Here is a 19,700-nt window from a genome sequence, read left to right on the forward strand (position 1 = left end):
TTGGTCCGGTCCGGCCGGCTCGCGGCGGTATTGCATGCACGCTGGCATACCGCTTGCTCCTCAGGGGGCGATGGCGCGCTCGCGCCGCCCACGGAGTTTCGGTTCCGCCATGCAGGCAACCCGCAGATCTTTCCTTTCCCGGACCCTGGCCGGCGCCGCCTTGGGCAGCGCGATGGTCCTTGGCCTTGCCGCTGCCCCCGCGCATGCGGAAGCTCTCGATGACATCCTCAAGGCCGGTGTCATCAAGATCGCCGTGCCGCAGGACTTCCCCCCGTTCGGTTCGGTGGGCACCGACCTCAAGCCCGTGGGCTACGACATCGACGTCGCCAACCTCATCGCCAAGGGCCTCGGCGTGAAGGCCGAGCTGGTGCCGGTGTCGAGCGCCAACCGCATCCCCTACCTGCAGACCAAGAAGGTCGATCTCGTCATCTCCAGCCTGGGCAAGAACCCCGACCGCGAGAAGGTGATCGATTTCTCGGTGGCCTACGCGCCCTTCTTCAACGGCATCTTCGGCCCGGCCGACGTGAAGGTGGAGAAGGTGGAGGACATCGCCGGCATGACGGTGGGCGTCACTCGCGGCTCGGTGGAAGATCTGGAGCTGACCAAGGTCGCCCCGCCCACCGCCGACATCAAGCGCTACGAGGACAACAACTCCACCATCTCGGCCTTCCTGTCCGGCCAGGTGAAGGTGGTAGCGACCGGCAACGTGGTGGCCGCGGCCATCCTCGCCCGCAACCCGCCGAAGAAGCCCACAGTGAAGGTGCTCATCAAGAACTCGCCCTGCTTCGTCGGCCTGAACAAGGACGAGCCGAAGCTGCTGGAGAAGGTCAACGCCATCCTCACCGCGGCCAAGGCCGACGGCGCGTTGGAAAAGATCTCCGAGAAGTGGCTCGGCGCCCCGCTTCCCAAGGACCTCTGAGGACGCAGCTCCCTGCCCGGTGACGGGGCAGGGAGCGATCCACGGGCACTGCGCCATCGGGGAACCAGCCGAACATGGCCTACAGTTTCGATTTCTCATCCCTGGCCGACTACGGGCCGGTGCTGGTGAAGGGTGTCGCCATCACCGTGGAGCTGATCGTGGTCGGCGGTGCCCTCGGCGTCGGGCTTGGCATCGCCTGCGCCTGGGCGAAGGCGCTGGGGCCACGCTGGCTCCGGCCCATCGTCTCGGCCTATGTGGAGCTGATCCGCAACACGCCGTTCCTGATCCAGCTGTTCTTCATCTTCTTCGGTCTGCCGGCGGTCGGCGTGGGGCTCACCGAGATGCAGGCGGCCATCCTCGCCATGGTCATCAATCTCGGTGCCTATGCCTGCGAGATCATCCGCGCCGGTATCGAGGCGACGCCGCGCGGCCAGTTCGAGGCCGGTGCCAGCCTCGCCATGAGCCCGATCCAGACCTTCCGCCACGTGGTGCTGGTGCCGGCACTGCAGAAGATCTGGCCGGCGCTGACCTCGCAGATCGTCATCGTCATGTTCGGCTCGGCGGTGTGCTCGCAGATCTCGGTGGAGGAGCTGACCTTCGCCGCAAACTTCATCCAGTCGCGGACGTTCCGCGCCTTCGAGTCCTACATCGTCGTGACGGTGCTCTATCTGCTGCTGGCGGTGCTGCTGCGCCAGGTCATGCGGGGGCTCGGGCTGTTTCTCTTTCCGCGCCGGAGGAAGACGACATGACCCAATTCTCCACCTGGGACATCGTCTCCAACCTGCTACTGGCGGCACGCTGGACCGTGCTGCTCTCCATCCTCGCCTTCATCGGCGGCGGCGTGGTGGGGCTCATGGTGCTCTACTGCCGCATCGCCCGCAAACCGTGGTTGCAGCGGGCCGCCAATCTCTACATTGAGCTGTTTCAGGGCACTCCGCTGCTGATGCAGCTGTTCCTCATCTTCTTCGGCCTGCCGCTGATGGGTCTCGACGTCTCGCCCTGGGCGGCGGCCTTCGTCTCGCTGACGCTCTGGACCTCCGCCTTCCTCGCCGAGATCTGGCGCGGCTGCGTCGAGTCCATCCCGAAGGGGCAGTGGGAGGCCTCCTCGTCGCTGGCCATGAGCTTCTTCGAGCAGTTGCGCTACGTGGTGCTGCCCCAGGCTCTGCGCATCGCCGTGCCGCCCACGGTGGGCTTCTCGGTGCAGGTGGTGAAGGGAACGGCGCTGACCTCCATCATCGGCTTCGTGGAACTCTCCAAGGCCGCCACCATCATCACCAACGCCACGTTCGAGCCGTTCACCGTCTACGGCTTCGCCGCCCTCATCTATTTCGTGCTGTGCTGGCCTCTGTCGAAGAGCAGCCAGCTTCTCGAAAGGAAGCTGAATGTCGCTCATCACCATCACTGAGGTCAGGAAGAGCTTCGGCCAGAACGAGGTCCTGAAGGGAATCAACCTCGACGTGGCGGCCGGCGAGGTCATCGCCATCATCGGCAAGTCGGGCTCGGGCAAATCGACCCTTCTGCGCTGCATCAACGGGCTTGAGACCATCAACGACGGTTCCATCACCGTCGCCGGCGCCCAGCTGGCGCCGGACGAGGTGCACCTGCGTGCGCTCCGGCTCAAGGTCGGGATGATCTTCCAGGGCTTCAACCTGTTTCCCCACCTCACCGCCGGGCGCAACGTGATGCTCTCGCCCATGGTGGTGAAGAAGGTGTCGCAGAAGGAGGCCGAGGCCGAGGCGCGGGTGCGCCTGGAGCAAGTCGGCCTTGCCCACAAGTTCGACGCCTATCCCGACGAGCTGTCCGGCGGCCAGCAGCAGCGCGTTGCCATCGCCCGCGCCCTGGCCATGAAGCCGCTGGCGCTGCTGTGCGACGAGATCACCTCCGCGCTCGACCCCGAACTCGTCAACGAGGTGCTGGCGGTGGTGAAGAAGCTGGCCGAGGAGGGGATGACCCTCCTCATGGTCACGCACGAGATGCGCTTCGCACGGGAAGTGTGCGACCGGGTGGTGTTCATGCACCAGGGGCGGGTGCATGAGATCGGTCCGCCGGAAGAAGTATTTGCGAATCCTCAAACGGCGGAGCTCAGGCAGTTTCTCGGCCAAAGCTGAGGCCGCCGTGGGGATTGCGTTACGGTCAAGCCTGTCGCGGTGCGGCAATGCGGCCTATGCGCCATCCTCCCGTCATGTTGCCGCCTTGATCTGCCTGTGTTAGGCACTCCGGGATTTCGAGGGACGGGTTAAGCCCCCTCGCGAGATCGCACAATTTTATTCCCAACAGATCAAGGGCTTGGGGAGAGGTGACGCAAGGTGCGTGACCGGCCCTGGAAGTCCGAGAGAGGTGCGGGGTGGCGGATACGATCGTGTCAGGCATGGCGGGGCGCTATGCGACCGCGCTGTTCGAACTGGCGGGCGAGGCCGGTGCCGTCGATTCCGTTAAGGCGGATCTCGATCGCCTGTCGGCTCTGATTGCTGAAAACGCGGATCTGGCGCGGCTGGTGAAAAGCCCGGTCTTTTCGGCCGAGGAACAGCTCAAGGCCATCTCCGCGGTTCTTGGTCAGGTGGGCATTTCCGGCCTCGCCGGAAATTTCGTGAAGCTGGTGGCGCAGAACCGCCGCCTGTTCGCGTTGCCCAGGATGATTTCCGACTATGCCGCCCTCGTGGCCGCCCAGCGCGGTGAGACGACGGCGGAAGTGACGGTGGCTGCTCCCCTGAGCGACACCCACTTCGCCGCGCTCAAGGACGCGTTGGCGCAGCAGACCGGCAAGGACGTGAACCTCGACGTCACCGTCGATCCGTCCATCCTCGGTGGTCTCATCGTGAAGCTCGGCTCCCGCATGGTCGACGCCTCGCTCAAGACCAAACTCAATTCTATCCGGCATGCGATGAAAGAGGTCCGCTGATGGACATTCGAGCCGCTGAAATCTCCGCCATCCTCAAGCAGCAGATCCAGGGTTTTGGCCAGGAGGCTGAAGTCTCCGAGGTCGGCCAGGTTCTCTCCGTCGGTGACGGCATCGCCCGCGTCTACGGCCTCGACAACGTCCAGGCCGGCGAGATGGTCGAGTTCGAGAACGGCACGCGCGGCATGGCGCTGAACCTCGAAATCGACAACGTCGGTATCGTGATCTTCGGCTCCGACCGCGAGATCAAGGAAGGCCAGACCGTCAAGCGGACCGGTGCCATCGTGGACGCCCCGGTCGGCAAGGGCCTGCTCGGCCGCGTCGTGGATGCCCTTGGCAACCCGATCGACGGCAAGGGCCCGATCATGTTCACCGAGCGTCGCCGTGTCGACGTGAAGGCGCCGGGCATCATCCCGCGCAAGTCGGTGCATGAGCCCATGCAGACCGGCCTCAAGGCCATCGACGCGCTGATCCCGATCGGCCGCGGCCAGCGCGAGCTGATCATTGGCGACCGCCAGACCGGCAAGACCGCCGTGGCGCTCGACGCCATCCTGAACCAGAAGCCCCTGAACGCCGGCGACGCTCCCGAGAGCCAGAAGCTCTACTGCGTCTACGTCGCGGTGGGCCAGAAGCGCTCCACCGTCGCGCAGTTCGTGAAGGTGCTCGAGGAGCAGGGCGCGCTGGAGTATTCCATCGTCGTCGCCGCCACCGCCTCGGACGCCGCGCCGATGCAGTTCCTGGCGCCGTTCACCGGCACCGCCATGGGCGAGTATTTCCGTGACAACGGCATGCACGCGCTCATCATCCATGACGACCTGTCCAAGCAGGCCGTGGCCTACCGCCAGATGTCGCTGCTGCTGCGCCGCCCGCCCGGCCGCGAGGCCTATCCCGGCGACGTGTTCTATCTCCACTCCCGCCTGCTGGAGCGTGCGGCCAAGCTGAACGACGCCCACGGCGCCGGTTCGCTCACCGCCCTCCCGGTCATCGAGACCCAGGCGAACGACGTGTCGGCTTACATCCCGACCAACGTCATCTCGATCACCGACGGCCAGATCTTCCTTGAGTCCGATTTGTTCTACCAGGGCATCCGCCCGGCGGTGAACGTCGGCCTCTCGGTGTCGCGCGTGGGCTCCTCGGCCCAGATCAAGGCGATGAAGCAGGTCGCCGGCAAGATCAAGGGCGAGCTCGCCCAGTATCGTGAGCTGGCGGCCTTCGCCCAGTTCGGCTCCGACCTCGACGCCTCCACCCAGAAGCTGCTCAACCGCGGCGCCCGACTGACCGAGCTGCTGAAGCAGAGCCAGTTCGCGCCGCTGAAGGTCGAGGAGCAGGTGGCGGTGATCTATGCCGGCACCAACGGCTATCTCGACCCGCTGCCGGTCTCCAAGGTCCGCGAGTTCGAGCAGGGCCTCCTCCTGGCGCTGCGCTCGCAGCATCCGGAGATTCTGGAAGCCATCCGGTCGTCCAAGGAAATCTCCAAGGACACCATGGAGAAGCTGACGAAGGCCATCGACGCCTTTGCCAAGAGCTTTGCCTGAACGGCGCCTGTTCCTCGAACCTGACGGACGGGCACCATGGCGAGCCTGAAAGACCTACGAAACCGCATCGCCTCGGTGAAGGCGACGCAGAAGATCACCAAGGCGATGCAGATGGTCGCCGCGGCGAAGCTGCGTCGCGCCCAGATGGCGGCGGAAGCGGCCCGTCCCTATGCCGAGCGCATGGAGACGGTGCTGGGCAATCTCGCCGCCGGTATCATCGGCGGCGGGCAGGCGCCCGTCCTCATCGCCGGCACCGGCTCCAGCGAGAAGCACCTGCTTCTGGTGGCGACCGGCGAGCGCGGACTGTGCGGTGCCTTTAACACCTCCATCGTCCGGCTCGCCCGCGAGCGGGCGCAGCAGCTGCTCGGCGAAGGCAAGGACGTCAAGTTCTTCTGCGTCGGCCGCAAGGGCTACGACCAGCTGCGCCGGACCTATCCCGACCGCATCATCGATCTGGTGGACCTGCGCTCGGTGCGCACCCTGAGCTTCAAGGATGCCGACGCCATCGCGTCGAAGATCCTCGCCCTGCTCGACCAGGGTGCGTTTGACGTGTGCACGCTCTTCTACGCCCAGTTCAAGAGTGTGATCTCGCAGGTGCCGACCGCCCAGCAAATCATCCCCGCCACCTTCGAGGCGCGGGACGCGGATGCGGCCGGTCCGGTCTATGAATACGAGCCGGCCGAGGAAGACATCCTCGCCGACCTCCTGCCCCGCAACATCGCGGTGCAGATCTTCCGCGCCCTCCTGGAAAACCAGGCGTCGTTCTACGGCTCGCAGATGAGCGCCATGGACAACGCGACGCGGAATGCGGGCGACATGATCAAGAAGCAGACGCTGATCTACAACCGGACGCGTCAGGCCATGATCACGAAGGAACTCATCGAAATCATCTCCGGCGCCGAAGCGCTCTGACCACGGCCTGGACGAGGACAAAGGACGACGAACATGGCGAACCCCACCGGACGCATTACCCAAGTCATCGGCGCCGTTGTCGACGTGCAGTTCGACGGCCACCTGCCGGAAATCCTGAACGCGCTCGAGACCACCAACCATGGCAACCGCCTGGTGCTCGAAGTCGCCCAGCATCTCGGCGAGAACACCATCCGCGCCATTGCGATGGACGCCACCGAGGGCCTCGTGCGCGGCCAGCCCGTGGCCGACACCGGCGCCCCGATCCAGGTGCCTGTGGGCGAAGCCACCCTCGGCCGCATCATGAACGTGATTGGCGAGCCGGTGGACGAACTCGGCCCGGTGATCGGCGACGGCAAGCGCGCCATCCACCAGCCGGCCCCGTCCTACGCGGACCAGTCCACGGAAGCGGAAATCCTCGTCACCGGCATCAAGGTGGTGGACCTGCTCGCGCCTTACTCCAAGGGCGGCAAGATCGGCCTGTTCGGCGGCGCCGGCGTGGGCAAGACCGTGCTCATCATGGAGCTCATCAACAACATCGCGAAGGCGCACGGCGGCTACTCCGTGTTCGCCGGCGTCGGTGAGCGCACCCGTGAGGGCAACGATCTCTATCACGAGATGATCGAGTCCAAGGTGAACGTGGATCCCCACGAGCACAACGGCTCGGCCGCCGGTTCCAAGTGCGCCCTCGTGTACGGCCAGATGAACGAGCCTCCGGGCGCCCGCGCCCGCGTCGCGCTCACCGGCCTCACCGTCGCCGAGCACTTCCGCGACCAGGGCCAGGACGTGCTGTTCTTCGTGGACAACATCTTCCGCTTCACCCAGGCCGGCTCGGAAGTGTCGGCGCTGCTCGGCCGCATTCCCTCGGCGGTGGGCTACCAGCCGACGCTGGCCACCGACATGGGCGCCCTGCAGGAGCGCATCACCACCACCACCAAGGGTTCGATCACCTCGGTGCAGGCCATCTACGTGCCCGCCGACGACCTGACCGACCCGGCGCCCGCCGCCTCCTTCGCCCATCTCGACGCGACGACCGTGCTCTCGCGCTCCATCGCCGAGAAGGGCATCTATCCGGCGGTGGACCCGCTGGACTCCACCTCGCGCATCCTCTCCCCGCTGGTCATCGGCGAGGAGCACTACAACGTGGCGCGCCAGGTGCAGCAGACCCTCCAGCGCTACAAGGCGCTGCAGGACATCATCGCGATCCTGGGCATGGACGAGCTCTCCGAAGAGGATAAGCTCACCGTGGCCCGCGCCCGCAAGATCGAGCGCTTCCTCTCCCAGCCCTTCCACGTCGCGGAAGTGTTCACCGGCTCCCCGGGCAAGCTCGTGGACCTGAAGGACACCATCTCCGGCTTCAAGGGCCTCGTCGAAGGCAAGTACGACTACCTGCCCGAGCAGGCCTTCTACATGGTCGGCTCCATGGAAGAAGCCATCGAGAAGGGCAAGAAGCTGGCCGCCGAGGCGGCCTGATCCGACGCAGGCGGCGGAGCGATCGCGATGAATATCAAGATCGTCTGCCTCGTGCTCGGGCTGCTGGCCGGTGGCATCACCGGCTGGCTCACCCGGCCCCAGGTGGCGGAACTGCGCCTCCCGGGCATCGACATCCGCGTTCAGGGAGAGGGGCCGCGCGGCGGCCTCACCTCCGAGCAAACCCGCCACATCCTGCTTGCGGCCGTGGTGGGCGCGATCATCGGCCTGGGCGTCGGCTTCGTCGCCGAGCGCCGCCGCTGATCGGACCGAAGATTTCACGGAGCCATCCGGCTCCCACCCATGGCGGAGCCGTTCCGCCGGCCTGATCCTCCCGAGGGTAGCCGGCAGGCTCCCGCGGGACCCCCGGCGGGGACGACCCGGAGATTGAACAGATGGCGACCTTACCTTTTGAGCTGGTCTCCCCCGAGCGCCTCGTCTTTTCCGGCGCCGTGACCGAGGTGATCGTGCCGGGCGCGGAAGGCGAGTTCGGCGTGCTGGCCGGCCATGCGCCGTTCATCGGCATGCTCAAGCCCGGCATCCTCACCATCAAGGCCGATGGCGGCGCCCGCCGCTATTTCGTCCGCGGCGGCTTCGCCGAAGTGAATCCGGCCGGCCTCACCATTCTCGCCGAAGAGGCGAAGCCGCTGGAGGAGCTGGATCTTGGCGCTCTCGCCCAGCAGATCCAGGACGCCCGCGAGGACGTGAACGACGCCACCGGCGACGATGCCAAGCAGCGCGCGTCCCGTCACCTCGCCGACCTCCAGCAGGTCTATGAGGCGCTGGAGCGCGACCGGACCGGCGCTACCACGCACTGAGCACCGATACCAGCGCGACATTTCGGGAAGGCCCGGGCCAAAAGCCCGGGCCTTTTCTTTGCCCGGACCTCTGCTTGGCGCGGCCTCGCGCCCGAGCGCGGTTGTCCTCACCAGTGCGGCGTGCTCAGCTTCCCCGAGGGGGGCGACACCATGACCGCCGGAGACGCGATGCGGACCGAACGACAGCCGGCCATTGCGCATGCCCCGAGCCGGCGGAGCGTTCTCGCAAGCCTCGCTGCGGCGGCCGGCAGCGTCCTGTCGCTCTTCCCTTCCGAGTCGCGCGCCGAGGCGGTACTGGGGCCGCCGCGCCCGGAGGATGAAGAGCTGATGCGCGAGGCCATCGCGCTCGCGGCACAGTCCGACTTCCCGTTCGGCGCGGTGATCACGCGGGGCGGGGTGATTCTCTCCCGGGGACCGAATCTCGGCCGGCAGCTGAACGATCCCACCGCCCATGCCGAGATGGTCGCCATCCGCCGCTTCCTCGCCGCGCGGCCGGCGGACGAACTGAAGGGCGCGACCATCTACGCCTCCGCCGAGCCGTGCCCCATGTGCATGGGGGCGATTCTCTGGTGCGGGATCCACCGCGTGGTCTTCGGCGCCTCGCTGGAGCAGGTGGCGGCCAAGTATGGCCGGCAGCCGCAAATCGGAATGCCAGCGCTGGATGTGGCCCGGACCATGGCCGAGGCCGCGCCTTTCCTGAAGGTGGAGATCACTGGCGGAGTGCTTGCGCCCGAGGCCCTCGCCCTGTTCGACAAGAATTGAATTAATACGATCGATTTAATATTAGAAATGCTGGTATGCTTCTTGCGGCTTGGAAGCCGTCCAAACGGGAGATATCCAGCATGCAGACTGCCCCCCTGCACGCCAAACCAGTGCCCGCAGCCTCACCCCTTCTGGCCGGGTCCAACCCTGCGCAGGCGCTGCTCCTCACCGAAAATGCCGCGCTGACCAACGGGCCGCCGCTGCTGTTCCAGCGTCTCACGGCCAAGGAGCGCGAGGAGGTGCTGAGGGAGGGGCAGAAACGCGTCGTCTATCGCGGGAAGATGCTGTTCTCCCAAGGCACGCCGCACGATGGCATCTTCCTCATCGAGAGCGGTCGCATCCGGGTTTTCTACATCGCTCCGTCGGGACGGGAGATCACGCTCGCCTACTGGAGCGCGGGCAATTTCGTGGGCGGGCCGGAGCTGTTCGGGCAGGGCCAGCACGTCTGGTCAGGGGTCGCGGCGACCAACAGCGTGGTGGTCCACCTGACCGGAAAGACCCTGCGCCGGCTGATCGCCCAGATACCGGGCTTCGCCATCGGCCTCATCGAGGGGCTCACCTTCAAGGGCAAATGCTATTCGGCTCTTGCCCAGATGCTGGGCACCCGCTCCGTCACCGAGCGTCTCGCGCACCTGCTCATCCATCTCGCCGACACCTATGGCGTGAAGGAAGAGGGCGCCATCGCCATCGGCTCAGCCTTCACCCACGCAGATCTTGCACACATGGTGGGCGCCACCCGCCAGTGGGTGACGATCAGCCTCAAGCGCTTGCAGGAGCAGGGGGTTCTGAAAGCGGAGAAGGCCAAGATCGTGGTCTACGACCTGGACGCGCTCCACGTGATGCGCGGCGACCGGTGAGGCCGGGGGCCGTTCGGAGACCCGGAGATGTGCGGTTTGATGAAAAATCAGGCGGGTCCGCAAAGGAGGCAACTAATCGACACCTCGGCCGCATCTTCCTTTGAACGGATCGAACCTGACGCCTGAAGATCACCGTCGAGAGCCGTCTTAGCCCCGAGAGGTGGATCTGATGAACCCGTTTCGCCCGAACGTTCTTCGCAGCATTGCCGTCGCCCTCGCAACCTCCTGTGCCGTTGTTCCGGCCGCGGCCGAGACCATCAACATCGGCATCGGGACGCAGGACACCACCACCAACACGGTGACCACCGGCGTCGTCATCAAGGAGCTGAAGCTTCTCGACAAATATCTGCCGAAGGACGGCAAATATGCCGGCGCGACCTACAACATCGAGTGGCAGAACTTCACCTCCGGCCCGCCCGTCACCAACGGCATGATGGCCGACAAGCTCCAGTTCGGGGGCATGGGCGATTATCCGCTGGTGGTGAACGGCTACACCTTTCAGTCCAATCCCCAGTCCAAGTCCCAGCTCATCGCGGTCGGTGCCTACAACATCTACGGCTCCGGTAACGGCGTGGTCGTGAACAAGGAGTCGCCCTATTACGAGCTGAGCGACCTGAAGGGGAAGGTGGTGAGCGTGCCGTTCGGGTCGGCGGCCCACGGCATGATCCTCAAAGCCATGCAGGACAAGAACTGGCCGGCCGATTACTTCCGGCTGGTGAGCCAGTCGCCCGAGGTGGGTTCCACCAACCTGCAGGAAAAGAAGATCGACGCCCACGCCGATTTCGTCCCCTTCGCCGAGCTGCTGCCGTTCCGGGGCTTCGCCCGAAAGATCTTCGACGGCGTGGAGACCAACGCCCCCACCTGGCACGGCGTGGTGGTGCGCACGGACTTTGCCGAGAAGTATCCGGAGGTCGTGGTCGGCTACATCAAGGCGGTGATCGAGGCCAATGACTGGGTCCGCAAGAACCCGAAGGAAGCCGCCGAGAAGATCGCCAAGTGGACCGGAATCGACAAGGAAGTCGTCTACATCTTCCTCGGCCCGGGCGGGATCATGACCATGGACCCCACCATCAAGCCGCAGCTGGTGGAAGACGCCGCGCAGGACGCCGCCGTGCTCCAGAAGCTGGGACGGATGAAGGAGTTCGACGTCAAGGCCTGGGTCAACGACACCTACGTCCGCCAGGCCTACAAGGAACTCGGGCTTGACTACGAGGCGCAGCTGAAGAGCCTCGCGAACTACGAGATCGCCGGCGACGACAGCTTCTGCAAGGTCAAGATCTCCGAGCCGCGCAAGGCGGGCGAGATCTGGGTGGAGGGCGAGGGCATCAAGCCCTATTCCAGCGCCGCCTGCACCCTCGGGGCGCTCGCCGACCTGAATGCGGCCGGCAAGAAGATCAACATGACCTATCTGTTCGACACCGCCCGCGGCATCAAGCTGTTCGCGACGGATGCCTTCTATGCCGTCTCCACCAAGGACGGAAAGACCGAGATCCAGCCCTTCATGCTGAAGGCCGATGCCGAGGCGGCGGCGGCCAAAGGCGGCGGCAAGGTGCTGCCCTTCACCGATGCGCTGAAGGCCGCGTCCGGGGCTCGCGGGTGAGCGCCATGAACAGCATTGCCATGACGTCCGCGGCAAAGTCCGCGCCCATCACCGCCCCGTTCCACCTCGCGGGCGACGGCGGGGCGGTGCATCGGTCGGCCGCGCCCGGTCACATCGTGCTGCGGCCGGAGCGAGACGCGGTGGCGGCGACGCCGGCGCCGGACCGGTCCGTCGCAGGGCGCGCGCGGCGCTGGCTGAAGCTCAATGCCCACACCATTCGCGCCACGCTGCTCGGGGCGCTGGCCATCGGCCTGTTCATCCTCGCCTGGCATGTGGTGACGGTGAACCGCATGACCTTCTACGTGCGGTTCCTCAACGTGCCCTCGCCCGAGCAGGTGCTGGAGAGCGCCCGCACGGCGTTTTCCACCGGCGCGTTCCTCAACCACATCTACATTTCCTGCCGGCGCATCTTCATCGGCTTCGCGCTGGCCGCCGTGGTGGCGGTGCCGCTGGGCCTGCTGATGGGGCGCTTCCAGCTGCTGAAGGAGTTCGTCTTTCCCGTCTCGGAGGTGTTGCGGCCCATCCCGGCCATCGCCTGGGTGCCCATGTCCATCATGCTGTGGCCGACCAACGAGGAAAGCATCGTCTTCATCACCTTCCTCGGCTCGTTCTTCCCCATCCTCCTCAACACGCTGCACGGCATGGCGAACGTGGACGAGGTGCTGGTGCGCGCCGCCCGCTGCCTCGGCGCTACCGAGCGGGCGACGTTCCGCGAGGTCTATTTCCCCGCGGTGCTGCCGCAGGTCTTCACCGGCCTCACCGTGGGCATGGGTGTCGCCTGGGTCTCGCTGATCGCGGCGGAGATGATCTCCGGCCAGTTCGGCATCGGCTATTTCACATGGGAGGCCTACTCCCTGGTGCAGTATCCGGACATCGCGCTGGGCATGATCACCATCGGCGTGCTCGGCCTCGCCTCCTCGTTTCTCATCCGCATCGCGGGCCGGGCCGTGACGCCCTGGTCGCGCGCCAAGTGAGGCCATCATGGCGATCCCCGCGACCGCGCCGACGAGGACCGGCCTCATCGAGGTCTCCGACTTCAACCTCGCCTACGACACCATCGACGGTGCCGTCATCGCGGTGCGCGATGCGGACCTCGTGGTGAATCCCGGCGAGTTCGTTTCCATCATTGGGCCGTCGGGCTGCGGCAAGTCCACGTTCCTCAATGCGGTGGCGGGCTTCCTCAAGCCCACGTCCGGCACGGTCAGGGTGGATGGCGAGCCGGTGAAGGGGCCGTCCGCCGACCGTGGCATGGTCTTCCAGCAATATTCGCTCTTCCCCTGGAAGACGGTGCGGGAGAACGTGGAGTTCGGCCTCAAGATGCGCGGCATGGGCAAGTCCGAGCGCGCGGTCGCCGCGCGGACCCTGCTCGGCCTCGCCGGCCTGTCCGCCTTCGAGGACCATTATCCCGATCGCCTCTCCGGCGGCATGAAGCAGCGCGTGGGCATCGTCCGGGCGCTCGCCACCGGGCCGAAGGTGCTGCTGCTGGACGAGCCGTTCGGCGCGCTCGATGCGCAGACGCGGGTCATCATGCAGCAGATCCTCACCAACCTGTGGCAGCGGCTGGGCATCTCGGTGCTGTTCGTCACCCACGACATCGACGAGGCGATCTTCCTCTCCGACCGCATCTATGTGATGACCGCCCGCCCAGGCACCATCAAGGCCGAGGTGACGGTGCCCCTGCCGCGTCCGCGCGATGCGGCCCTCCAGCTCTCGCCGGAATTCGTGCAGCTCCGGGCCGATCTCGGCGCCCTCATCCGCGAGGAAAGCCTGAAGGCCATGGGCGGCGAGCTGAACGAGGACGCGCTGAAGGGCCTCGCGGTGAACCTCAACGGCGCGAACCTCGCCGAGGTGGTGTGAGGCTGGCGCGCCATTGCCCTGTTGCCGTCGCCCTCCGGCTTGACCGGAGGGCCTATCTTTCCACCCTCTCTGGCTTGGTAAGACAGGGACCAACGTTGGCAGGGGTCCTCCGGTCAAGCCGGAGGACGACGGCGTTTGACGTGGCACTTTCCACATCTTCACGTACTCAAAAAATCCGCAATTAATTGACCCTGCAAGGCCTTAGTCCTCAAGAGCGCGGCACCCTCCGGCTAAAATAAAGATCGAACAACAACCGGACCTGCCCCATGGCCTACGTCGTCACCGACAAGTGCATCCGCTGCAAATTCATGGATTGCGTCGCCGTCTGCCCGGTGGACTGCTTCTATGAGGGCGAGAACATGCTCGTCATCAAGCCCGACGAGTGCATCGACTGCGGCGTCTGCGAGCCGGAATGCCCGGCCGCCGCCATCTCCGCCGACAGCGATCCGGCGGCCGCGCCGTGGATCGCGCTCAACGCCGAATATGCGGCCCTGTGGCCGAACATCGCCGAGAAGAAAGAGCCGCCGGCGGATGCCGCGCAGTGGATGAACGTGGACGGCAAGTTCGAGAGCGCCTTCTCCCCGGCACCGGCTGAGGCGTGAGGCGACCATGAGCAACCTGAACACCGAGACCGTGCTCGAGGTCCGCCACTGGACCGACCGCCTCTTCTCCTTCACCGCCACCCGCGACAGCGCCTTCCGCTTCAAGAGCGGCCAGTTCACCATGATCGGCCTTGACGTGAACGAGAAGCCGCTGCTGCGCGCCTATTCGCTCGCCTGCGCGCCGCACGAGGAGCAGCTGGAATTCTTCTCCATCAAGGTGCCGGACGGGCCGCTCACCTCCCGCCTTCAGATGCTGAAGCCGGGCGATCCCATCCTCGTCGGACGCCGGCCCACGGGCACGCTGCTGCTGGACAATCTCAAGCCGGGCAAGCGCCTGTATCTTCTGGCAACGGGCACCGGCCTTGCGCCCTTCGTCTCCATCGCCAAGGACCCGGAGGCCTATGAGCGGTTCGAGCACATCATCCTGGTCCACGGCTGCCGCGAGGTGGCGGAACTCGCCTATGGCGAGCAGGTGGTGGCGGATCTGAAGGCCCACGATTTCCTTGGCGAATACGCGCAGGCGCAGCTGCTGCATTATCCCACCGTCACCCGCGAGCCGTTCCGCAATCGCGGCCGTGTCACCGACCTCATGGAGAGCGGCCAGCTGTTCGCCGACCTCGGCCTGCCGGACCTCGATGCCGAGCACGACCGGGTGATGCTGTGCGGCTCGCCGCAAATGATCGCCGACACCAAGGCGCTGCTGGAAACCCGCGACTTCGTGGAGGGCGCGGGCAACCGGCCGGAGACCTACGTGGTGGAGAAGGCCTTCGCCGAGCGCTGAGCGTTGCACATTGCAAAATCGTGCAACGGGCCGGTAACGATCCGAAGCTAGGCTGTCGCGCCAGATCCCGATGATGGAGATGCTGGTGTCGATACGTGTCGAACTTGGATCGCGCCTGCGCGCAGTGGCCGGAGCGGCCGTCATGCTGGCCGGCGTTCTCGCCGCCGGAGCCGCCGCGGCGGCCCAGCCGGCGGTGGCCGTGACGAACGTGAACCTGCGGGCCGGTCCCAGCACCAGCTTCCCGACCGTCGTCACTGTGCCGGCGGGTGCGGCGCTCGCGACCTACGGCTGCCTCGCAGACTACTCTTGGTGCGATGTCGCGCTGGGCAACGTGCGCGGCTGGATGGCGGCGCAGTACATCAAGGTCGTGCCCTCCGCCGGCGCCTCGCCGGTGGTGATGACCGCTGCGGTCGCGGCGGGCCTCGGCATCGCCGCGGTGGCGTTCAACCAGTCCTACTGGAACACCCACTATGTGGGTCGTCCGTGGTATGGTCAGTGGAACCGCTATTACGGACCCTACGCGCGCGGCCCGGTCGGGCATGTGGGCGCCACCCGCTGCTACAACGGTGCCTGCCGCCACGTTGGCGCGACGCGCGGCCCGGCCGGCAACACGGTGGTGCGGCGCGGCGTGGTGGTCCGATAATCGGATTCACCGATCAATTGTAGAAAAACAACTCGTTTGATCGATCCATGGCCGGGGGCCATCCTCGTCTCAAGAGGACCCCCTGCCATGACCGACAAGCACCTGACCGATCCCGCTCTCATTCCCCCCGCGCCCGCGGTGTCCGCGTCCGCCGCTGGCGGCCCACTCGTGACGGCCTTCGGCGGCATCCTGCCGGGCCTCGCCTATACAGTGGTGATCGCGGCGGCGGCCTATGCCATCCGCCAGGTGCCGGGCATGGGGCTCGTCAGCCCGCTCATCCTCGCCATCGTCATCGGCATGGCGCTGCACAACATCTTCGGCACGGCGGCCATCATCAAGCCCGGCGTGAAGTTCGCGCTCCGGCGCATCCTGCGCTTCGCCATCGTGCTGCTGGGCCTGCAGCTCACCTTCGAGCAGGTGCGCTCGGTGGGCGTGGTGGGCTTCTCCATCGTCGCCTTCACCTTGTTCGCCACCTTCTTCGTCACCCGCTGGATCGGCCGCGCCATGGGCGTGGACCGGCAGCTCTCGGAGCTGATCGCCGCCGGCACCGCCATCTGCGGCGCTTCGGCGGTCATCGCCACCAACACGGTGACGCGCGGCTCGGACGAGGACGTGGCCTATGCGGTGGCCTGCGTCACCATCTTCGGCTCGCTCTCCATGCTGCTGATGCCGGCGCTGATGCCCTTCACCGGCTTCGACCCCCATGCCTTCGGCCTGTGGACCGGCGCCTCCATCCATGAGGTGGCGCAGGTGGTGGCGGCGGCCTTCCAAGGCGGCCAACAGGCCGGCGAGTTCGGCACCGTGGCGAAGCTGTCGCGGGTGATGCTGCTGGCGCCGCTCGTCATCGGCCTTGGGGCGGCGGCGGTGATGCGGGCGCGCGGCGACAAGTCGGCCGGCCATGCCAGCCCGCCCATGCCGTGGTTCGTGTTCGGCTTCATCGCCATGGTGATGGTCGCGTCCAGCGGCTACGTGCCGCCGGAGGTGAAGATGCCGGTGGCCACCACCACCACCTTCCTCCTCGCCGTCGCGCTGGGCGCCATGGGGCTGGAGACCGACATGCGCAAGCTGAGGCTGAAGGGCATCAAGCCGCTCCTGCTCGGTGCCGCCGCCTGGCTCTTCATCTCGGCGCTGAGCTTTATCCTCATCAAGACCTTCATGTGATAGCAAAGGCCCGTGGGCGTCGCTCACGGGCCTTTGTTCATGCCCGAGCGTCGCCCGAGCAGAGCGGGACGGTCGGGCGGAATGACGCTGGAGCAACTGAAGGTCTTCGTCGCCGTCGCCCGCGCGCTCCACATGACCCGCGCGGCCGAGATGCTGAACATGACCCAGTCGGCGGTCAGCGCTTCTGTGGCGGCTCTTGAAGCCTCCTGCGGAGTCGCCCTCTTCCATCGCGTCGGACGCCGCATTGAGCTGACCGAGGCCGGCCGCGTCTTCGTCCCCGAAGCGGAAGCGGTCCTCGCCCGCGCCGGGGCGGCCGAGACCATCCTTGCCGACCTGTCCGGCCTCAGGCGCGGCCGGCTCTCCATCCATGCCAGCCAGACCATCGCCAATTACTGGCTCGGCCCGCTGCTCAACCGTTTTCACGAGCTTTATCCCGACATCGCGCTGGAAGTGGTGATCGGCAACACCGCGCAGGTCGCCGCCGCCGTGCGGGCGGGCGAGGCGGACGTGGGCTTCGTGGAAGGCGAGGTGGAGGAAGCGCTGCTGGCGCGGGTCGCGGTGCCCGGCGACCGGCTGGTGCTGGTGGTGGCGGCGCACGATCCGCGCGCCGAGTTCAAGGCGCTGACCCCGGCCGATCTCCTCGACATGCCCTTCGTGCTGCGCGAGCCGGGCTCGGGCACGCGGCAGGTGTTCGAGGATGCCCTGCGCGCCTCCGGCCTCGATCCGTCCCAGCTGAAGGTGGTGCTGGAGCTGCCGTCCAACGAGGCCGTGGTGAGCGCGGTCGCTGCCGGGGCGGGCGCGACCGTCATTTCCGATCTCGTCACCGCCTCGGGCCTCGCCATGGGCACGCTGAAACAGCTGCCGCTCACCTTGCCGGCCCGGCGCTTCTACGCCCTGCGCCATGCCGACCGCTACAATTCGCGGGCGGCGCAGGCGCTGCTGGCGCTGGTGCGCGAGCCGGAGGCGGTGCCGGGGATCGCCCCGGCCGCGCCGCCGGTCAGCCGCCCGCGGCCTCGAGCTCGGCGCTGACCTCCAGCCATTCCTCTTCCGCCTGCGCCAGCTTCTCGGCCGCCTCGGCCCGTTCCTTGGCGAAGCGGGCAGCGTCCAGGGGCTTGGCGGCATGTAGGCCGGCGTCGGAGAGCTTCGTGTCCAGTCCCTCGATCTGCTTCGTCAGCTTTTCCACGGCGCCTTCCAGCTCGCGGATGCGCTTCTTGAGCGGGCCGGTGGCGATGCGGCGCGGGGCAGGGGCGGCTTCCGCCTTGGTCTCGGAGCGGTCCTTGCGCCCCTTGTCGGTCATGCGGTCGCCGTCGGAGCGGGAGAGAACCTCACTCTTGTACTGGTCGAGATCGCCGTCATAGGCCTTCACGGTGCCGCCCGAGACGCGCCACAGCTGCTCCGCGCAAGCTTCCAGCAGGTGCCGGTCGTGGGAGACGAGGATGACCGCGCCGGGGAAGTCGTTGATGGCCTCGATGAGCGCCGCGCGCGCCTCGATGTCGAGATGGTTGGTGGGCTCGTCGAGGATGAGCAGATGCGGTCCGCGGAAGGTGGCGAGCCCCAGCAGCAGGCGCGCCTTCTCGCCACCGGAGAGGGAGGACACCTTGGTGTCCGCCGCCCCGCCGGAAAAGCCCATCTCCGCCGCGCGCGCCCGCACCCGCGCCTCGGGCGCGTCGGGCATGAGGCGCCGCACGTGCTGGGCGGGGCTGTCGCCGGGGATCAGCTCGTCGATCTGGTGCTGCGCGAGGTAGGCGACTTCCAGCTTGTCGGCGCGCACCACCCGGCCGCTTTCCTCCTTCAGCCGGTCGGCGAGGAGCTTGGCGAAGGTGGACTTGCCGTTGCCGTTGGGGCCGAGGAGCGCGATGCGGTCGTCCTCGTCGATGCGCAGATTGAGGTTTTGCAGGATCGGCCGGCCCGGCACATAGCCCACCGCCACCTTCTCCAGCACCACGATGGGCGGGGAGAGCAGCTTTTCCGGATGGCGGATGGAGATGGCCGCCGCCTCCTCGCTCACCTGCGCGGCCAAGGGCTCCATGCGGGCGAGGGCCTTGAGGCGCGACTGGGCCTGCTTCGCCTTGGTGGCCTTGGCGCGGAAGCGGGCGACGAAGGATTCCATGTGGGCGCGCTGCATCTCCTGCTTCTTGCGCGCCTTCTGATCCAGCAAGAGCCGCTCGCGCCGCTGCCGGTCGAAGGAGGAGAAGCCGCCCTTGTAGAGGGTCAGCTTCTGCCCGGTCAGATGGAGGATGTGGTCGACGCTCTCGTCCAGCAGGTCGCGATCATGGGAGATCAGGATCACCGTGCGCGGATAGTGCGCGAGGTAGTCCTGCAGCCACAACGTGCCTTCCAGATCGAGATAGTTGGTGGGCTCGTCGAGCAGCAGGAGGTCCGGCTCGGTGAACAGCAGCGCGGCGAGGGCCACGCGCATGCGCCAGCCGCCGGAGAATTCCGAGCAGGGCCGCTGCTGCGCGCTCTCGTCGAAGCCGAGGCCGGCGAGAATGGTGGCCGCCCGCGCCGGCGCCGCATGGGCGCCGATATCGAGAAGCCGCATCTCGATCTCGCCCATGCGGTTGGGGTCCTGCGTGGTCTCGCGCTCCTTGAGCAGCGCGGCGCGCTCCGTATCGGCGGCGAGCACGCGGTCGATCAGGCTGTCCGGCCCGGCCGGAGCCTCCTGCGCCACGCGGCCGATGCGGGTGCGGTTGGGCAGGCGGACGGCGCCGGATTCCAGCTCCAGCTCGCCAATGAGCGCCTTGAAAAGCGTGGTCTTGCCCGAGCCGTTGCGGCCGACCACGCCCACGCGCGCATTCTCGGGGAGGGCGACGGAGGCGTGGTCGATGAGCAGGCGCCCGGCAAGGCGCAGGGAAATATCGTCGAGAACGATCATGCCGGGCTTTTCGCA

General features: G+C 66.8%; 21 protein-coding genes. 20 read left to right on the forward strand and 1 reads right to left on the reverse strand.

Features of this window, described 5'->3' with window-relative positions; translation table 11 throughout:
- Positions 1 to 172 precede the first annotated feature (172 nt).
- The 20 genes from XAN126_RS0101065 (at position 173) to XAN126_RS0101160 (ending at position 17,839) form a co-directional block, all read left to right on the forward strand.
- Positions 173 to 919, forward strand: a complete 747-nt coding sequence (locus tag XAN126_RS0101065; protein WP_051460721.1) for a transporter substrate-binding domain-containing protein — start codon at positions 173 to 175, stop codon at positions 917 to 919.
- A 74-nt stretch (positions 920 to 993) separates the two neighbouring features.
- On the forward strand, positions 994 to 1,668 hold the full coding sequence (locus XAN126_RS0101070) for an amino acid ABC transporter permease (RefSeq protein ID WP_024276748.1): 675 nt from the start codon (positions 994 to 996) through the stop codon (positions 1,666 to 1,668).
- A complete protein-coding gene (locus tag XAN126_RS0101075; RefSeq protein WP_024276749.1) occupies positions 1,665 to 2,324 on the forward strand; it encodes an amino acid ABC transporter permease in 660 nt (219 codons plus the stop codon). The genes XAN126_RS0101070 and XAN126_RS0101075 overlap by 4 nt, the downstream gene beginning before the upstream one ends.
- The gene (locus tag XAN126_RS0101080) at positions 2,302 to 3,027 is read left to right on the forward strand and encodes an amino acid ABC transporter ATP-binding protein (protein WP_024276750.1); all 726 of its coding nucleotides are present in this window, start codon (positions 2,302 to 2,304) and stop codon (positions 3,025 to 3,027) included. Before XAN126_RS0101075 ends, XAN126_RS0101080 begins: the two co-directional genes overlap by 23 nt.
- A 236-nt stretch (positions 3,028 to 3,263) precedes the next feature.
- Positions 3,264 to 3,818, forward strand: coding sequence for a F0F1 ATP synthase subunit delta (locus XAN126_RS0101085; RefSeq protein WP_024276751.1), 555 nt, complete (start codon positions 3,264 to 3,266; stop codon positions 3,816 to 3,818).
- Positions 3,818 to 5,350 carry a F0F1 ATP synthase subunit alpha gene (gene atpA / locus XAN126_RS0101090; RefSeq protein ID WP_024276752.1) on the forward strand — a complete coding sequence of 511 codons (1,533 nt, stop codon included), beginning with the start codon at positions 3,818 to 3,820 and terminating at the stop codon, positions 5,348 to 5,350. Before XAN126_RS0101085 ends, atpA begins: the two co-directional genes overlap by 1 nt.
- 36 nt (positions 5,351 to 5,386) lie before the next feature.
- The gene (locus tag XAN126_RS0101095; RefSeq protein ID WP_024276753.1) at positions 5,387 to 6,262 is read left to right on the forward strand and encodes a F0F1 ATP synthase subunit gamma; all 876 of its coding nucleotides are present in this window, start codon (positions 5,387 to 5,389) and stop codon (positions 6,260 to 6,262) included.
- 33 nt (positions 6,263 to 6,295) lie between these two features.
- Positions 6,296 to 7,732 carry a F0F1 ATP synthase subunit beta gene (atpD, locus tag XAN126_RS0101100; RefSeq protein ID WP_024276754.1) on the forward strand — a complete coding sequence of 479 codons (1,437 nt, stop codon included), beginning with the start codon at positions 6,296 to 6,298 and terminating at the stop codon, positions 7,730 to 7,732.
- A gap of 27 nt (positions 7,733 to 7,759) precedes the next feature.
- Entirely contained in the window at positions 7,760 to 7,993 is a 234-nt protein-coding gene (locus tag XAN126_RS0101105; protein ID WP_024276755.1) for a hypothetical protein, read from the forward strand.
- 131 nt (positions 7,994 to 8,124) lie between these two features.
- Positions 8,125 to 8,547 (forward strand): F0F1 ATP synthase subunit epsilon, encoded by a 423-nt coding sequence (locus XAN126_RS0101110; protein ID WP_024276756.1) that lies wholly within the window; start codon positions 8,125 to 8,127, stop codon positions 8,545 to 8,547.
- A 168-nt stretch (positions 8,548 to 8,715) separates the two neighbouring features.
- Positions 8,716 to 9,309, forward strand: coding sequence for a nucleoside deaminase (locus XAN126_RS25905; RefSeq protein ID WP_245272191.1), 594 nt, complete (start codon positions 8,716 to 8,718; stop codon positions 9,307 to 9,309).
- Between the two features lie 80 nt (positions 9,310 to 9,389).
- Positions 9,390 to 10,166: a Crp/Fnr family transcriptional regulator gene (locus tag XAN126_RS0101120; RefSeq protein ID WP_024276758.1), complete on the forward strand. Its 777-nt coding sequence runs from the start codon at positions 9,390 to 9,392 to the stop codon at positions 10,164 to 10,166.
- A gap of 169 nt (positions 10,167 to 10,335) precedes the next feature.
- The gene (locus XAN126_RS0101125; protein ID WP_024276759.1) at positions 10,336 to 11,766 is read left to right on the forward strand and encodes an ABC transporter substrate-binding protein; all 1,431 of its coding nucleotides are present in this window, start codon (positions 10,336 to 10,338) and stop codon (positions 11,764 to 11,766) included.
- 5 nt (positions 11,767 to 11,771) lie between these two features.
- The gene (locus tag XAN126_RS0101130; protein ID WP_024276760.1) at positions 11,772 to 12,740 is read left to right on the forward strand and encodes an ABC transporter permease; all 969 of its coding nucleotides are present in this window, start codon (positions 11,772 to 11,774) and stop codon (positions 12,738 to 12,740) included.
- 7 nt (positions 12,741 to 12,747) lie between these two features.
- Positions 12,748 to 13,623, forward strand: a complete 876-nt coding sequence (locus XAN126_RS0101135) for an ABC transporter ATP-binding protein (RefSeq protein WP_024276761.1) — start codon at positions 12,748 to 12,750, stop codon at positions 13,621 to 13,623.
- 266 nt (positions 13,624 to 13,889) lie between these two features.
- Complete coding sequence (gene fdxA, locus XAN126_RS0101140; RefSeq protein ID WP_024276762.1) at positions 13,890 to 14,225, forward strand: ferredoxin FdxA; 336 nt, start codon at positions 13,890 to 13,892, stop codon at positions 14,223 to 14,225.
- Positions 14,226 to 14,232: 7 nt separating this feature from the next.
- Positions 14,233 to 15,006, forward strand: coding sequence for a ferredoxin--NADP reductase (locus tag XAN126_RS0101145; RefSeq protein WP_024276763.1), 774 nt, complete (start codon positions 14,233 to 14,235; stop codon positions 15,004 to 15,006).
- An 85-nt stretch (positions 15,007 to 15,091) separates the two neighbouring features.
- Entirely contained in the window at positions 15,092 to 15,649 is a 558-nt protein-coding gene (locus tag XAN126_RS25910; RefSeq protein ID WP_197022944.1) for an SH3 domain-containing protein, read from the forward strand.
- Between the two features lie 87 nt (positions 15,650 to 15,736).
- A complete protein-coding gene (locus XAN126_RS0101155) occupies positions 15,737 to 16,810 on the forward strand; it encodes a YeiH family protein (protein ID WP_029876558.1) in 1,074 nt (357 codons plus the stop codon).
- Between the two features lie 81 nt (positions 16,811 to 16,891).
- On the forward strand, positions 16,892 to 17,839 hold the full coding sequence (locus tag XAN126_RS0101160; RefSeq protein ID WP_024276765.1) for a LysR substrate-binding domain-containing protein: 948 nt from the start codon (positions 16,892 to 16,894) through the stop codon (positions 17,837 to 17,839).
- Here XAN126_RS0101160 and XAN126_RS0101165 read toward each other — a convergent pair.
- The gene (locus XAN126_RS0101165) at positions 17,808 to 19,685 is read right to left on the reverse strand and encodes an ABC-F family ATP-binding cassette domain-containing protein (protein WP_024276766.1); all 1,878 of its coding nucleotides are present in this window, start codon (positions 19,683 to 19,685) and stop codon (positions 17,808 to 17,810) included. The genes XAN126_RS0101160 and XAN126_RS0101165 overlap by 32 nt on opposite strands.
- Positions 19,686 to 19,700 lie beyond the last annotated feature (15 nt).

The organism is Xanthobacter sp. 126, from assembly GCF_000526175.1.
In the GTDB taxonomy this organism is placed as follows: domain Bacteria; phylum Pseudomonadota; class Alphaproteobacteria; order Rhizobiales; family Xanthobacteraceae; genus Xanthobacter; species Xanthobacter aminoxidans.

Excerpts from the sequence above, each read along its gene's own strand:
- XAN126_RS0101075 (WP_024276749.1), top strand. The coding sequence starts at position 1,665 with ATGACCCAATTCTCCACCTGGGACATCGTCTCCAACCTGCTACTGGCG.
- XAN126_RS0101110 (WP_024276756.1), top strand. The coding sequence starts at position 8,125 with ATGGCGACCTTACCTTTTGAGCTGGTCTCCCCCGAGCGCCTCGTCTTT.
- XAN126_RS0101080 (WP_024276750.1), top strand. The coding sequence starts at position 2,302 with ATGTCGCTCATCACCATCACTGAGGTCAGGAAGAGCTTCGGCCAGAAC.
- XAN126_RS0101145 (WP_024276763.1), top strand. The coding sequence starts at position 14,233 with ATGAGCAACCTGAACACCGAGACCGTGCTCGAGGTCCGCCACTGGACC.
- fdxA (WP_024276762.1), top strand. The coding sequence starts at position 13,890 with ATGGCCTACGTCGTCACCGACAAGTGCATCCGCTGCAAATTCATGGAT.
- XAN126_RS0101135 (WP_024276761.1), top strand. The coding sequence starts at position 12,748 with ATGGCGATCCCCGCGACCGCGCCGACGAGGACCGGCCTCATCGAGGTC.
- XAN126_RS0101125 (WP_024276759.1), top strand. The coding sequence starts at position 10,336 with ATGAACCCGTTTCGCCCGAACGTTCTTCGCAGCATTGCCGTCGCCCTC.
- atpA (WP_024276752.1), top strand. The coding sequence starts at position 3,818 with ATGGACATTCGAGCCGCTGAAATCTCCGCCATCCTCAAGCAGCAGATC.
- XAN126_RS0101065 (WP_051460721.1), top strand. The coding sequence starts at position 173 with ATGGTCCTTGGCCTTGCCGCTGCCCCCGCGCATGCGGAAGCTCTCGAT.
- XAN126_RS0101130 (WP_024276760.1), top strand. The coding sequence starts at position 11,772 with ATGAACAGCATTGCCATGACGTCCGCGGCAAAGTCCGCGCCCATCACC.
- XAN126_RS0101165 (WP_024276766.1), bottom strand. The coding sequence starts at position 19,685 with ATGATCGTTCTCGACGATATTTCCCTGCGCCTTGCCGGGCGCCTGCTC.
- XAN126_RS0101155 (WP_029876558.1), top strand. The coding sequence starts at position 15,737 with ATGACCGACAAGCACCTGACCGATCCCGCTCTCATTCCCCCCGCGCCC.
- XAN126_RS0101105 (WP_024276755.1), top strand. The coding sequence starts at position 7,760 with ATGAATATCAAGATCGTCTGCCTCGTGCTCGGGCTGCTGGCCGGTGGC.
- atpD (WP_024276754.1), top strand. The coding sequence starts at position 6,296 with ATGGCGAACCCCACCGGACGCATTACCCAAGTCATCGGCGCCGTTGTC.
- XAN126_RS25905 (WP_245272191.1), top strand. The coding sequence starts at position 8,716 with ATGCGGACCGAACGACAGCCGGCCATTGCGCATGCCCCGAGCCGGCGG.
- XAN126_RS0101160 (WP_024276765.1), top strand. The coding sequence starts at position 16,892 with ATGACGCTGGAGCAACTGAAGGTCTTCGTCGCCGTCGCCCGCGCGCTC.
- XAN126_RS0101095 (WP_024276753.1), top strand. The coding sequence starts at position 5,387 with ATGGCGAGCCTGAAAGACCTACGAAACCGCATCGCCTCGGTGAAGGCG.
- XAN126_RS0101070 (WP_024276748.1), top strand. The coding sequence starts at position 994 with ATGGCCTACAGTTTCGATTTCTCATCCCTGGCCGACTACGGGCCGGTG.
- XAN126_RS0101120 (WP_024276758.1), top strand. The coding sequence starts at position 9,390 with ATGCAGACTGCCCCCCTGCACGCCAAACCAGTGCCCGCAGCCTCACCC.